This is a genomic window from Vibrio sp. HM8-C (assembly GCF_058630515.1).
Genome location: NZ_JBMMKS010000003.1, coordinates 1 through 15,539, shown reverse-complemented (window position 1 = coordinate 15,539; position 15,539 = coordinate 1). Strand labels below are relative to the sequence as shown.

Genomic DNA, 15,539 nt, shown 5'->3' with positions numbered 1-15,539 from the left:
GATAAACAGGGCATTCTGGAAGTACAAAGCTGATTAGTGGTTGTAGTTTAAATGAAATCAATGTTGGGTATCCCATTCACATGCTGTTACCACAGCAAGAGTATCCCGTCTATCAGTAAAAGGACTTACTGATACCTACCTTACGTAATGTCACAATCAGCCTGAATGGTCATTACGCGTATCCCTCAGAAACTCTGTCTGAGATTGGGGCGGAAATTAACACAAAACAGGTGCTTTTTGCAATATGAAATCGAGCTTAATTAGCGATATTAATTGCAAATCAAACACATAATATTGAGATAAAAGTCGGTACTTAACACTAGATAAAGAAAAGCCCCTGCTTGGCAGAGGCTTTGAACACATCATCAATATGTTTATGCAGATTCACTAGCTTTAGCTAGGTCAGCCAATAGTTCAGCGGCAACAAAGTCTGTACCAATAGTGTATATATCTTCGATTACTATGGTTTGTTGCTCACCTTCTCCATGATTAACCGTTATAACGACATCAGTGTCGCTTGTTGTCGCTTGAATAACATTGTTACTTATTAGTAACCCGATATCTTGTTCAGTTGATTGATCAGTTAGTATTGAAGCTATTTCAATAGAATCTGTTCCTAATGTGAAATTTTTAACTATATCAGTACTGTTATCTAAAGCGGAATCAAGCCAAGTGAATATATTTGCTTGACTATCGCCAATCATCACATCTGTTCCGGCCTCAGCCATCACAATACCGTCTATTGGGTTAGGTATCTGGGTATCGTACGTTTCTGTTATATCGATTCCATCTAGGGTGACCGTTTTTTCATCACTGTACAACCCTTCAGAATCTATCGCCCTATACGTAAAACTGTCATCATCAATTGTACTGGTTGTAGTTCCTGTAAGATTCCCAACAACGTAGTTAGCACCGTCACCTAAAAATTGAATCTGAACAAGTGTGCTATTTGTTGGCGGTATATATGATACATCTAATGAGTTAGAACCCTCGGACGGTAAATATACTATGGTCGAATTTACTAACTCCCCGTTAAGCAAGTAAGTGTACGTCACTTCTGAACCGTGCTGTGGGTTTATGCCTGATAGCGTGTACTGGACTGATGTAAGCTGGTTATCAGTTAAATCAAGTATTAATATTTCTGAATTATTAATACCAGCCCCTGCTCCTGTGTCACCATTGCTGTTTGAAACCCCATATCCTGTACCACTATTAAAAGATGGATTACCTAGCAAGTACGTAACGTAAGCGTCATTGTAAGATTTGCCAGTCAAGTGAATACCTGAAAGTAATTCAGTATTGTCATCTAAAACAAATGTCTTAGCTGATGTCGTTCCTGAATACGTAATTAAATTAGGGTCTAACCATGTTGTGGAGTCTTCAAGATCACCAATTGACTCAATTTCGACACCGTTGTAGTAAAGTGTTCCATATGTAGGGAGTGATTCAATGACCACAAACAATTTTTGATCCCAATACAAGTCCTGATACTCATCATATCCCTCGCTTAGGGGAGAAATTGGATTTTGGGTAAAGTAATCAACATCTTCATCAGAAATGTGATCAGTAGCTGAACCAATATCTGTGTCAAAAACAACGTTAACTTGCTCTGTTCCTGAGAATGTAACTGTAAAGTTTTCCGCTTCAGGCGCTTCATTTACATTGCGTTCAAATAACTTAACATCTGCAATCACTGGTTCGTTAGCGCCGTCACTCACCGATACTTGGATAACGAAATCATTATCCATATCTTCATAATTTGGTTTCCAGTCACCATCTGGGTCATAAACGAGTTTGATGACACCTGTGTCCTGATCGATTTCTAAAAAGTCATACCCTTCTCCCACAAATGCATAAACCAATTTGTCTCCACCATCAGAGTCTGTTGCTTGCACCTGGCCGATCACCGTTCCACTAGGCGTATTTTCGTCATAGTAGAACGAGTACATAGCTTGAACAGATTCACCCTCAGACTCAGAGGCTGGAACGAACTCATTACCATCTTCATCATCATCGTCGGTGGTGTATTCCGTACCAACAAATACAGGTGGAGAGTTAACTGGATCGTCTTGAAGCGTAATATCTGGTGGATTGTCAGAAGCTCCCACTAAGTTCTGAATAGGATCATCTGCTGCTCTAAAATCTACGTTCAAGCTGTCTGTTTGACTTAAAAAATCACGAGCAAAACCATCGGTGCTAAAAGCTGTTGCGGCTATCAGACTTGCTAATTGCATGATGACCGTACCGCTATTGCCTAAAGCAGAGCCGTTAGCTCCACCAGCGGCGGTGGCTTGGTCAGCGTTCAACGTTGGGTCAACACCATCCTCTAATTGAGCAATAATGTTGGCAATCTCTGCATCGAAGTTAATATTAAGTGGAGTTTGTCCTTCACCCCCCAAGACTTCTTGAGCAGTGACTTGAGGACTAGCACCATCCCCAACTGTGACGATAACTTCCCCAGGAGCAGGAGCGGCACCAGCGGCTAGTTCTCGGATTTGACCTTGTCTATCAATGACCAAAGTTACGTTAGCTAACATAAATTGGCTGAGTGTACGTGCGTTCATGAGCCTGTTCCCTATGAGCGTATCAATAATACGTATGTCCACCTTCTCTACTACACTACTACTTACAATTACAGGTGTTCACACGTGACTGCGTGAGCAGTTTTCATACTTAAACATTAGTAAGAGCTAATTGGACATTCAACTCATTTACTAGAGTGAAAATTCAAAGATCAACTAAGGTTTCAATAAATAAGGAAAATAATCATTGGTACTTTTTTGAACTAAACTCTCAAAATCCTAATTTATAAACTAAGCTTGCATAAACTAAGGCATGACCTCTAATCGCTCGCCTCTACAAAATGAAGTATATCAATGGCCGAGTAAGAGATAATTCCACACAAAGGAGCTTCATAGTGAAACGGAACCTCTCATTCTTAACAGGATGTTTGTTACTGGCTTCCGCCTCTGCTTACGCACAAACATTAGAGCAAGCAGTGGCGATAGCATTAGCAAATAATCCTGACATCAAAGCTAGCTACAACCAATATGTCAGTACCGTAAATGACAGCAAAGCATCAGGCGGTAAATACTTACCGACTATCGATTTGGATGCTGGTATTGGCTACGAAGGCATTCGTCCAGCGTCTAGTACCGGACGAGATGACACCGACCTAACAAGAAAGGAAGCAAGTATCATCCTCAATCAATTATTGTGGGATGGTAACGGCACACTGAACGACATGGACAGAACAGCAGCCGAAGCTGAATCGACAAGGTTACAACTTTTGGATGACGCCTCTAACTTGGCGCTTCAGGTAACAGATGTTTACCTTAATGCTGTTAAAGCTACAGAAATCCTTGCTCTGTCTGAAAGTAACCTAGCGGTTCACATCGATATTTATCGCGACATCAAAAAACGCGTGGATTCCGGTGTTGGCTCGACGGCTGATTTAACTCAAGTTGAAGCACGTATAGCCAAAGCACAAGGTAACTTACTTGCGGCACAAAATAATCTTTTTGATACTCATACACAATTTCGCCGCTTGGTAGGCCAAGAGCCTCTTGGATTAATATACCCACGAGCAGATGAATCTAAGATCCCATTGTCACTCACTGATGCGTTGGTAGAAGCATTTGATAAACACCCAGTAATCAAGATTGCTAAAACAGACGTTGATGCTGCACGCTTTCAATACAAGCAATCTAAAGCGCCTTATTATCCAACTTTCTCTATCGAAGCTCGTCAAACTTGGAGAGATGATGCAGGTGGTTATGAAGGAAGTGCAGACGAAACAGTTGCCATGCTTCGCATGAAATACAACTTGTATAACGGTGGCAGTGATAGTGATAGAAGCGAAAGCTCTGCTTATCAACTTAACAAAGCAAAAGACTTAAGAGACAGTGCATATCGTCAGATTGAAGAAAGCTTGCGCCTATCATGGAGTGCGTTGGACTTAACCCTTCAACAGAAAAACTTCTTAGCCGACCACGTTGACTCATCGGCTCAAACCGTTATCGCGTACGAAAAACAATATGGTATCGGTCAACGAACATTGCTTGACTTGCTTAACACTGAAAACGAGTTGTTCGAAGCTCGTAAAGAATACCTTGATGCTCACTATGCGGAGCAATATGCCAAGTATCGCGTAATGAACGCAACAGGGGTTCTGATTGATGCTCTTTTGGTTGATGTCCCAGAAGAATGGACCAAGGAAGTGGAGTATTAATTATGAAGAAGAACATTCTATCACTAGCTATACTCGCTGGCCTTGCCCTATCAGCTTCTGCATTCAGTGCTGAAGAGTACGAATATATGCCAACTCCAACAGCCAACCAAATTGCCGATTTGCAAGATGATGACCAAGATGGCGTTGTCAACGGTCGCGATATTTGTCCGGGAACACCTGTAGGTTCAGAAGTCGATAACGACGGATGCGGAGAAGTGAGACGCGCTCAAGATGAGCGTCAACTACGTATTTTGTTTGCCAATGACTCGTATGAAATCAACCCAGTGTTTGCTAACCAAATTCAAACCATGGCGGATTTCTTGAAAACCTACAAGTCCGCATCGATTGAGATTCAAGGCTACACCAGTAAAGTAGGTTCGGATGAATACAACTTAGAACTTTCTAAAAAACGTGCAGAAGCAGTAGAACAGAAACTGCTTTCTTACGACATCAGCCCAGATCGAGTTCGAATCATCGGGTATGGTGAAAGCCGACTTGAAGATCAGGGCGATGATCCAGCAGCTCATGCAGTGAACCGAAAAGTGACTGCAACTGTTGTTGGGTTAAAGGAAAAAGTTGTTGAAGAATGGACCATATTCTCGACCCTGCATAAACGTTAGTTAGAGAATACAACTGTTAAAACCCTGCCAATGAGCAGGGTTTTTTATGCATACAATAATAGATAGACGAACATTTAAAAGAGCTCCTGTACAATTAGACCTTTTTTACGTTCATCGCACTCATCACTTTCGACTGAACCTTTTCGTGCATTTTTTCAATCACTTTGACTTTAGGATGCGCAGCATCCTGTTTTTCCAAGTTCGTCACTAGAATGGCAGCACTCTTTTTAAACTGAGACCACAACATATCAAGATTCTGCGAAGTATCGAGTTGATACTTAATCATGCCGTTAACGAAATCCAAATGATGAGTAATTAAGCTCGGCATTTCGTGAGACTTAATCGCTAACGTCTCAATCATACGGCCAGACGCTTCAAGTTGAGCAGCAAAATCGATCCTGTACTGCTTCCTTTGTTTAAGATCGTTCACTTTTTTGTAAACCGTCAAAGCAACCGCCGCATCAATATTTTTGATCTTCTTAAGACTATTCGATTCAAGGTTCACCCACTCGCTGACTTCGTCAATAAAACCCATGTAGCAGGCTAAGCACACAACCATAATTTTCCTATGAGGTAATCGAGTACCTTGCCACAAACTATCCAAGCGGCTTTTTGAACAAACAGGATTACCAGAGATAACATCTGCCACCGTTTTATAAAGCAACTTTGAAACACTCACTTCATCGATTTGATTCGCTTGCGACGTCAAAAAGCGATTCATTTTAGTTAAGAGGTGTTTTTTTAGAACCTGATTATTCGTTTGGAGTACGTTAATCACTTCCAAAGAAAACCGCAGCTCTTCAATGCAGAGAAATTGCTCAGCATTCAGAATGAAATTAGGATTAACACGACTTAAGTTGTCATAAGCGTTACGGTGGTCGTTTGATGCAACCAACAAATAAGCCAAATTGATGGTTGCATCAATCAAGTGCGGATATCGAGTCGTTATCTGAGTCAGTATTTCAAGAGCATGTTCGATATTGCTATCCAGAATGGAATTGTAGGCTGTGATTTCTGAGATTAAATGATGCTCAGGATAACCAATCGCTTCATATTCATGTGCTAACTCAAGAGCTGTGTCTTTGTTACCAACTTTTGAATGTAGCTCTATCATCTTTAATAACACCCACTCACTTGGGCATTCAACATGTAACGCATCCAATATTTGAAATGCATCTGCAGCATTATCGTGCTCTAGCTGATGTTCAATGATGGCTTTATTTAACTCAATGCGCCACGTTGGATTTTTCTTGGTTAGACGATTACAAACCAACTTTGCATGGTCCACATTTCCCTGTGAAAGATGATGTGTGATGGTGGTAAAAGCTTGTCTTTTTCTTAAGCTTTCATCAATGATATTTTTGAGTTGGTTATAGTTGAACGGAGTCTCGATAATTGCATCTGGTGACATCGCCTCGATTTGTAACCGCTCTTCGTCGTTAAGCTTTCCAGTGACAAAAACGAAAGCGCAATCATTAGAAAAACATGAGCATTGTTGATATAGCTGCTTATATTTTCTTCCGACAACATGCCCTCTTGCCAGATAATTGCAGATAATTAAGTGATAAGTATGACTCTTTACTAGGCGATTAAACGTAATGAAATTTGAAGCCTTATGGATGTTTCCGTCACTAAACCCCATATTTTTAAGCATGTTACTCATGTAGGAAAGCAGCACAATCTGCTCTTCTATGATAATGACCTTAAGGTTTTTAATATCTACTGCCATGTAAACTTCAAATCGATGAAGTAGAGAATCTCTTGTTCATCAGGTTAATCAATTGAATTGCATAATATTTCATCTCTTAATTAAGTTAGCAAGATTTTAGATAGGCATCACGTAAGCTAAGACTTACATAATAATAATTATCAATTACCGCTTCCAAATATGCACAAAATCCGCAAAAACACTAGACAAACAAAAAGCCCCTCGAATTTATCTATCGAGGGGCTTTTAAATTCAAATTAGAAAACGTCGTATATTACGCTTTTTTCTTCGGTAATGACGCGCTTAGTAGGAAGTAACCAACAACTGCAGCCATCGTCGAACCCATTAAGATACCAAGACGCGCATAAGTATCGAAGTCTGCAAATTCAGCACCAAATGCAAGCGATGAGATGAATATCGACATAGTAAAACCGATACCACAGAGCACAGATACTGCAAAGATGTGCTTCATACTAATACCTTCCGGCAATTTAGCTACACCCAATTTTACGGCTACCCAGCTAAAGGTAAAGATACCAAGAGGTTTACCAACAAACAGACCTAGCGCTACACCCAACGGAAGAGCTTCAGTCAGACCACTCAACGACACTCCTTCTAGTGAAATACCTGCGTTAGCGAAAGCGAACAGAGGCAAAATACCGAAGGCTACATATGAATGAAGACCATGCTCTAGGTGCTTAAGCGGTGAATGTTCTTTGTCTTTTCCTTTAAGTGGAATAGAGAAACCAATTACCACACCAGCAAGTGTTGCGTGTACACCAGATTTCAAAACGGCAACCCACAGAATAAAGCCAACAATCAAATAGGCACTAATCTTAGTCACGTGTTTAGCATTCATTACAAACAGAAGAGCAGTCATTAAGAAGCCCACTGCCAGTGCCATTGTCGATAGTTCGCCACTGTAGAACAGCGCGATAATAACAACAACGCCTAAGTCATCAATGATAGCCAACGCTAGCAGGAACACTTTCAAGCTAATTGGCACTCGACTACCTAGTAGCGCCATAATCCCTAACGCAAACGCAATGTCTGTTGCAGCTGGAATTGCCCAACCTTGAATAGCGGTTTCGTTTGAAATGTTAAACAGTACATAAATCAGAGCTGGAGCAAGCATACCGCCCACAGCTGCGATTGCTGGGAAAATTGCGGTTTCGCGTGATTTTAGTGCACCTTCAAGCAGTTCACGCTTTACTTCAAGGCCGATCAACAGGAAGAAAATAGCCATCAAGCCATCGTTGATCCAATGTGAAACAGACATACCCAAAATATAAGTATGCAGACCCGCTTGATAAAACTCATTAAGCGGAGAGTTGGCAATTACCATAGCAACGGCTGCTGCAATTACCAAGATAATGCCACCAGCAGACTCCATCTTTAAAAAGTCGCGAATGATATCAGTCATTATATCGTCCTTATTTTTTCGTTATCTCGATACATGATTTCGAACAGATGCACAGGAGTTTAGTGCTTTAGAACAAACTTGAATAATCGCTTGTAATGACTCAAAACATCGGAATTTCCGAAATAAACGAACATTTAGAATACATATTCCGTATTAATCGCTATTTGGTAAGTATAGGAAAGAATTAATTGTCCCAACAATATTAGGAATTGAAATAAGTCACCTTTAGATATGAAAAAAGGAGCATTAGCTCCTTTATACCTTGAAATTACTGATTACTCTTAGTAACCAGTCAACTGCATGTAACCTTGTGCAATGTGCGAACCCGTCGTATTCAAAGCTCCCTCCCAATAAGGGACGACAAATGGCAACCAAGATTGCTTGTTGACCACAGAGGTCTTGAGATCGATGTTGTATTTCGGCACGGTAATTCGCCATTCTAGGGGCACCACTCGCCCTCCTTCTATAACGACCTTGTTCAGAGGAACGATAACCATATCTTCACTGTTTAATACCACCGTATTGTCTTTTGAAGACAAAGTACCGAATGTATATGGCAGTTCTCTCTCGTGCCTATAACGGTTCACGGTTAAAGATGTGTTTTCATCGAGTTTAATAACAAACCTATCCCAACCTTGTTGTTTGTCACTAATTAAACCGCTCCCCCACTCTTTGCTCATGAAAGCCGTACCTTCAATCGCAATAGGGTCACTATCTTTAGTCAATTTCAGTTGGCCGTAAACATCGAGAAATGGTGCTTGTAGGTTATAGGTCGCAACAGGATCTACCGCGTGTTTCTTCTGGTAACCTCTATCCCCAGGCAATACAAATGGCCCCGTCATGTCGCTGTATAGCGACACAGTAAAGGTATCTGTTTTTACATCTAAGTGACCAGGGAAAGGATTTCTCCCCAACGAACGCCATGTCCACTCGTCTATCCACATGCGGAGCGGGAGTGTATTCATTCCGGCCTGACCAATACCGCCGCGAGCGACACGCTGTTCTTTCCAAACCTTTTTATCTGTCGATACAACGGTATAAGAGAAATAAAGCTGCGAGTTTAACCAACCCAACTCATCATTTCTCACATCATTAGCTATGCGGAAATAACTCCATTGCACTGAATAGGTATGTCCTTGCTTGTCATGTACATTGGCGAATAGATGCAGCCATTCGTGCTGATACTGAGGATGGAAGGAAAAGTCTGCCGGCAGAATAACAGGATTGTCAGGCAACACAGGCGTATACGCATGCTTGGCATCGACAGACAAGATAGAGCTCACTTCGTCGTTTAGTACTTCATCATCTTCAAATTGGAATTCACGAAAGATGATGCTTGCGATAGAAGCCATCGCGGCAAGAATCAGGAAACCAATCAGGTATTTAAGACTTACTCTTACCTTCATTACAGAGCATCCCTTAATGATTTCATCGGGGCTTTACGTACGAGACGAATGATTGGTAACGCTCCGGCAACAATCAAAGTCAACATTGAAAGGATGGCTGTTTTCACATAGGCCATTGGCATCAATTGAAGTTCCATTGTCCAACCAAACGACTGCCGTATCACTACATCAATCACCAATTTTGCTAGAGCTAATCCTAAAGGCAAGGCGATTAACAGTGATATCAAACCAAACACAAATAACTGTAATGCACCGAGAATAACTAACTCTTTGCCCGATACACCAAGGCAACGTAACAATGCAGTGTGTTTCTGACGAGAAAGCTCTCCTGCCAAAGTCGCAAAGAAAATCCCGCAAACGGCAATAAGCAAAGTGATATTTCCAAGGGTATCGGCTATAGCAAATGTACGGTCGAATACTCGCATCGCTTGACGATGAATTGTACTGTTATCAATAACCCGTTCCGCATCAAGATGGAACACAGAATTGAGTCGATTAGTTACCTTTTCACCATCAGCGTCTTTATTTAGAACAACGGCTAAAGCAACGTCTCCAGTACCCGCAAAGGCATTAAGCCAGTTAGCATGAGACATTAAAATCTGGTTGTAAGGGTTACCATAGTCATAATAAACACCGACAACCTGCCAATCAAGACCTAGCGGCTCAGACAAATCAACTTTATCGCCGGGCTTCAAGTTCATCTTGATTGCCATCGACTCGCTGATCATGATGCCTTTCGAATGATGTAAATAATACCAATAGCTTGGAACACCAAGTTTGACCGTCAGCGAATTAGACTCACCTTCTGTCTCGCCAGTACTGACAACTTGTAGCGTCCCTTTATTGGATGGAAACTCGCGCTCCCAGCGCCACCAAACATCCTTAACATCGGGTTGATTGGTTAACCAACTGCTGATCATCGAAGCGGAGCTGTTAGTCGGATACAAGTACATGTCTGCAGCAAGACGTTGGTTAAGCCATTTGTCCGTTGTGTCTCGGAAGCTTCCAACCATAGTCACAACACCAATATTGGCAGCCATCGCAATCATAAAAGCCATAGTTGCTACGCCACGATAACTCATACTCGCCGCAGCATCTGCAAAGAACCAACGAGCTTTCACCCAACGAAGAGTGTAGGAGAAGCTGTTAAAAAGTTTCCAGATAACAAATGGGGTAAATAGCGCAGCACTCACCAGCATTAAAGCAATAATCGTATAGCCTGAAGATTGAGTTTTCGGCGCTTGGTAAATAGCGATCGCAGCAACAGCCAGCGCTCCACCGATAAAGGCCTGAATGCTAAATTCCGAACCTGCAAATCTTGCAAGCGAGAGACGTGTACTTAAACGAATTGGTTGAGACTTTAACAAACGAACCAGCGGCCAAGCGCAAGAGGCTAAAGCGCCACTAACCGCCATAAAGAAGCTGTAGCTACTCCATTCCCAATCCCACTCGATCGATAAACCGACGTTGGCGTTATATAGGTCAGCAAGGCTAACCGATACGGAAGGGATGAGTTTGTTCGCGAGTAATAAACCTAATCCATTACCGCAAATCCAACTGACGATAATTAAGCCCAACAGTTCGATCATTAACGCTTGGGCTAACTGCCAGCCGTTCACTCCAGTCTGACGCAACATGCCAACTAAGCGTTGACGTTGTATCAGGGAAAGCGACATGGCTTGATAGAAAATGAATAAACCAACTAAAAACGACAACATACCCATCGCCGTTAAATTCATGTGGAATGCTTTAGTTAGAGATTCTAATTCTGAACGAGTGCTACGAACTAAAAGCATGCCGTTTGGCAAGCTGTTCGCGAGTCTTTCAAGTTTCTCGTCAGGCATAGGACCGCACGCAATTACAGAAAATCCTGAACTTTTCTTTAACTGACGAACCAGAGACATATCTGCAACTAAACGTGTACCGCTTACCATCCCTTGATGGTCTATCACTAACGGACCAAGTTGAGAGCCGTCATGCAGTTGAATCATGTCTCCGTCTTCCCAACCTTGGTGGGCTGCAAGCTCTTGCCCAACCATTACCGGATACGGTGGTTGCATCAGTTTCAACGCTTTGATGTCATTGAGTGACTTTTGCCCCATTACTGGAACCAGCGCTACTGGGTCTATGCCGAGTAATGTTACGTCTGTACCAAGTTGGGTGGTGAAACGATAGCTGTCGAATGGCACACATTGATGGAAACCATCACGGCGTAATTGGACATAAAAACCTTGAGGGATTTTGTTGGCTACGTGTTTAGTGCGAATACGGTAAGGTAAAGGGTTGGCAAAAAGCTTTTCACCGCTTTCGTAACTCTGACGAGCATGCTGGTTAATTGCAGTGACACCGACAAGTAGAGAAATACCAAGTGTAAGACCAAACCAGACAAGAATGATCTGTAAAGGATACCGACGATAGTGACCAAGTAGCGCCTTAACTACGGGCCATAACATGGAGGTGTCCTCCTTGGAGGCGAATACATCCGTCCATATGCTGAGCAACCTTTTCACTGTGAGTAACAAGGAAAAGTGTACATTTTAACTGCCTTGCCAACGTGGTTAGCAATCGCATTACTGCTTCAGCATTGCGTTCATCCAAGCTACCAGTCGGTTCGTCTGCGAGTAGGATTTTTGGTTCCATATACAACGCTCGAGCAATAGCAGCCCTTTGTTGTTGACCACCGGACGCTTCTTCAGGATAGCGACCTAATAGAGGCATTAAATCCAATGCTGAAATAATCTGGCGCCATAACCCCGTGTCTTCAGGCAAACCTTTTAACTGACGGCAAAAACGAATGTTATCTGCAATATTCAACGTAGGAAGGAGGTTAAATTGCTGAAAAATATGACCGATATTGTTACGGCGATAAGCCGTTCTTTGGAATTCCGAAGTGTTGTGCATCGAAAAGTCTGGGAACCAGATTTCACCAGAATCCACAACATCTAAACCAGCGATGAGGTTAAGTAGCGTACTCTTACCAGAGCCACTTTCACCCATCAAAGCCAGTTGATCGCCTTGGTGGATCGTTAGTTCAGCGCCCTGCAGCACAGGATGGAATTCACCACCATCTACATACCCTTTGCTCAGGTTTACCAGCTGTAACATCAATCATCACCGTCGACTAAAATTGGAGACAGAATCTACACTAATTCCCTTTATGTAGGAAGTATTTTGCGGCGTACTGGTACCGAGTTGTTGCAAAATGCAGCAACTCGGTAGCCAAAATTCAACTTCCGATTAAATTGCGCATCCACTTCTTACTTCTTACGCGGAAATAGCACCCTACCCATTTCACGACTTCTTCACTTAAAAACAACAGGTAGATCCATTCAGGGCTAGCATTTAGGTAAAGTGCAGCAAAAGCAGCTAGCGGAATACCAATCACCCATTGAGCAATAAGATCCTGACCTAGACAGAACTTTACATCTCCGCCGGCACGTAAGACGCCAACAATGGCAACCATCGGAATTGAACGTAATACGATACCCAAGCTTAGAATCAACATGAATTTTTCAACCAGAGCTCGCGTTTCTTCCGTTAGAGCACTAAACGAATTTAGAATCGGTATTTGCAGTAAATACAGCATCCCAGACATAAAAATCGCGGTGATAAAGTTAGCAGCTATCACACCAATGGCTTGATAGTAAACCGCTTCATAATTGCGCGCGCCAAGCTGATTACCAATTAATACTGCCGCAGCATTTGATAAACCAATCAGCAAACTGAGTGAAATTGACTCAACTGGCGTCATAACGGAGAGTGCTGCAAGCCCTTGCACACCGGATTGTCCCATAATGGCATGGTAAGCAAATAAACCACCGGACCAAGCAAGAAAATTAAACGTGGTTGGTAAAGAAAGCTTTAAAAAACGAACGACGTTGCTAATTTCCAAGACTTTTACGATATCGGCAAATCGGAACGCCAGCAGATGATTTCGGCTATAGAGGTAACTGTATAAACAGGCGACTTCAATAACGCCACTTATCACCGTGGCGATAGCTGCACCCTGAATACCTAAAGCTGGAAATCCTAACTTACCGAAAATCAAAATCCAGTTGAACACAACATTTGAGGCAATACCTATGGCACTAAAGAAGGTACTGATACCGGGCTTGTGCATCGCACGCAGACCTATCGCCATGCTGTTTGCACAAGCAATAGCGAACATGCTGAATGACGTGATAACCAAATATTGACTACCAAGATCATTGACGATTTCAGAATCGGTAGTCAGTGCCATTATGTCATGTGGGTAGATGACGAATAGAACTACGGTAAAAAAGGCAAATATCATCGACATCAGCCAAGTTAACGCAGTACTTCCCCTAACGCCGTCTCTGTCACCCGCCCCCCAGAATTGAGCAGAAAGCAGAGCACCGCCAGCTGATATCCCAATGAGCATGATGGTCGAAACGAAGGTCGCACGCGCAGCAACACCAACCGCAGCAATTTCAGCTTCGCCTAGTTGCCCAAGCATCAATACATCGACCAATCCTCGGCTAGAAAGTAACAACGTCTGTAAACTGATCGGCAGTGCGATAGCGACCAAACGACGAAAGAAATCTCCTTTTGTATGGAGTAAAACTTGGGATAACAGAGACAAACGACACCCCTAGAGACAAAGGATTGATAGAAAGAGAAAAATTAAGCGGCTATTATACTCATTAGTGCATAATCTAACCAACATAATGCAAGGGTAAATAATGAAAAAAGTACTTGTGCTTGGCGCATCAGGTTATGTGGGTTCCCAGCTTTTACCGCTATTAATCGATGAAGGCTATCAAGTCACAGCGGCAGCCCGTCACATTGACTATTTACAAGCGCGAGTAACACCTCACCCAAGATTAACCATCACCTATCTCGATCTTGCTGATAAAGACGCAACAGTGAACTTGGTGCCTCAGTTTGATTTGGTGTTTTTCTTGGTGCATGGAATGGCACAAGGTCACGATTTTGCTGAATACGAACTTTCACTCGCCAATAATTTTAAACTGGCTCTGGATAACAGTCAGGTAAAACACGTGATTTATTTAAGTGCCCTGCAGCCACAAACTGGCAATTCCGAGCATTTGAAAGCACGTCAGCAAACAGGCCAAATTCTCAGAAAAAGCCAAGTGCCGATTACCGAGCTTAGAGCAGGTGTCATCATTGGACCGGGTTCCGCAGCCTTTGAAATCATGCGTGATTTTGTCTACAACTTGCCAATATTAATCACGCCCAAATGGGTTGATTCCAAAGCCAACCCAATTGCGCTGGAAAACTTGAATCATTACTTACTACAACTGGCAAAAGAGTCGCCGACTGAGCACCAACTTTTCCAAGCTGGCGGTCCTGATACGCTCTCTTATCGTGAACAGTTCCGTGTTATTTGTGAATTGGCAAACAAACCTTTCCGCCTCTGGTCAACATCATTGCTAACGCCACAAATGGCATCTTACTGGTTAGGTGTAGTGACATCCGTTCCTTCGAGTATTGGACGTGCTCTGCTTGCTGGTTTAGAGCATGACTATATTGCTGATTGCCACGAGCTGACAACTCGCTATCCTCAGATTTTGATTGCATACCGTGACGCCGTCAAAAGCACTATTGAACATGAAGGCACGTTCGTTCGCAGCAAAGTATGGGGCTTTGAACCTAACGCACTAAAAAGGTGGCAGCCGGGCTTTGGTTATTATCCAAAACAAGCGGGTGCAAGCATTGAAACTCAATTATCTAGCCACGAACTGTGGGAGATCATTAAAACCATCGGCAGCAGAGAAGAAGGTTATTTCTTTGCCAATATTCTATGGCGCACTCGTGAATGGTTAGACATCTTCTTCGGTGGTGGACGTCCAATTCGCCGTAGCCCCGAAGGTCCTGAGCTTAAAGTCGGAGACTATATCGATTCTTGGAAAGTCATTCGTTGCGAAGCTAATGAATTTTTGTCATTGTTTTTCGGCATGAAAGGACCGGGATTAGGGCGATTAGAATTCACGATTAAAGATCATGGAGATAAGCGCGAGTTGAACGTCACCGCATGGTGGCATCCCAAAGGTTTTTGGGGGCTGATGTACTGGTTTGCCATGATGCCCGCACATCTGTTTATCTTTAACGGCATGGTGAAAGCCATCGTCAGAAAAGCCAAAGCGAATAGATAACCCGTTTAAGGATT

Annotated in this window: 10 protein-coding genes; 3 read left to right on the top strand and 7 right to left on the bottom strand. The window is 42.6% G+C overall.

What is annotated here, in order from left to right:
• Positions 1-374: 374 nt before the first annotated feature.
• On the bottom strand, positions 375-2,564 hold the full coding sequence (locus tag ACOSVQ_RS04850; RefSeq protein WP_491981444.1) for a cadherin repeat domain-containing protein: 2,190 nt from the start codon (positions 2,562-2,564) through the stop codon (positions 375-377).
• 353 nt (positions 2,565-2,917) lie between these two features.
• On the opposite strand from ACOSVQ_RS04850, the gene ACOSVQ_RS04845 reads away from it, so the two are divergent.
• Entirely contained in the window at positions 2,918-4,231 is a 1,314-nt protein-coding gene (locus ACOSVQ_RS04845) for a TolC family outer membrane protein (protein WP_491981443.1), read from the top strand.
• Entirely contained in the window at positions 4,231-4,851 is a 621-nt protein-coding gene (locus ACOSVQ_RS04840) for an OmpA family protein (RefSeq protein ID WP_491981673.1), read from the top strand. Before ACOSVQ_RS04845 ends, ACOSVQ_RS04840 begins: the two co-directional genes overlap by 1 nt.
• A gap of 94 nt (positions 4,852-4,945) precedes the next feature.
• On the opposite strand, the gene ACOSVQ_RS04835 is transcribed toward ACOSVQ_RS04840, so the two are convergent.
• The 6 genes from ACOSVQ_RS04835 to ACOSVQ_RS04810 all read right to left on the bottom strand — a co-directional run bounded on the left by ACOSVQ_RS04835 (position 4,946) and on the right by ACOSVQ_RS04810 (position 13,991).
• Positions 4,946-6,580 carry a hypothetical protein gene (locus ACOSVQ_RS04835; protein WP_491981442.1) on the bottom strand — a complete coding sequence of 545 codons (1,635 nt, stop codon included), beginning with the start codon at positions 6,578-6,580 and terminating at the stop codon, positions 4,946-4,948.
• Between the two features lie 253 nt (positions 6,581-6,833).
• Positions 6,834-7,982 carry a Na+/H+ antiporter NhaA gene (gene nhaA, locus ACOSVQ_RS04830; RefSeq protein ID WP_491981441.1) on the bottom strand — a complete coding sequence of 383 codons (1,149 nt, stop codon included), beginning with the start codon at positions 7,980-7,982 and terminating at the stop codon, positions 6,834-6,836.
• Between the two features lie 281 nt (positions 7,983-8,263).
• Positions 8,264-9,388: a lipocalin-like domain-containing protein gene (locus ACOSVQ_RS04825; RefSeq protein ID WP_491981440.1), complete on the bottom strand. Its 1,125-nt coding sequence runs from the start codon at positions 9,386-9,388 to the stop codon at positions 8,264-8,266.
• Positions 9,388-11,841, bottom strand: a complete 2,454-nt coding sequence (locus ACOSVQ_RS04820; RefSeq protein ID WP_491981439.1) for an ABC transporter permease — start codon at positions 11,839-11,841, stop codon at positions 9,388-9,390. Before ACOSVQ_RS04820 ends, ACOSVQ_RS04825 begins: the two co-directional genes overlap by 1 nt.
• Entirely contained in the window at positions 11,822-12,493 is a 672-nt protein-coding gene (locus ACOSVQ_RS04815) for an ABC transporter ATP-binding protein (protein ID WP_491981438.1), read from the bottom strand. Before ACOSVQ_RS04815 ends, ACOSVQ_RS04820 begins: the two co-directional genes overlap by 20 nt.
• 121 nt (positions 12,494-12,614) lie before the next feature.
• On the bottom strand, positions 12,615-13,991 hold the full coding sequence (locus tag ACOSVQ_RS04810) for an MATE family efflux transporter (protein WP_491981437.1): 1,377 nt from the start codon (positions 13,989-13,991) through the stop codon (positions 12,615-12,617).
• Positions 13,992-14,091: 100 nt separating this feature from the next.
• Between ACOSVQ_RS04810 and ACOSVQ_RS04805 the strand changes: the two genes are divergently transcribed.
• Positions 14,092-15,525 carry a DUF2867 domain-containing protein gene (locus ACOSVQ_RS04805; RefSeq protein ID WP_491981436.1) on the top strand — a complete coding sequence of 478 codons (1,434 nt, stop codon included), beginning with the start codon at positions 14,092-14,094 and terminating at the stop codon, positions 15,523-15,525.
• The last annotated feature ends 14 nt before the right edge of the window (positions 15,526-15,539 follow it).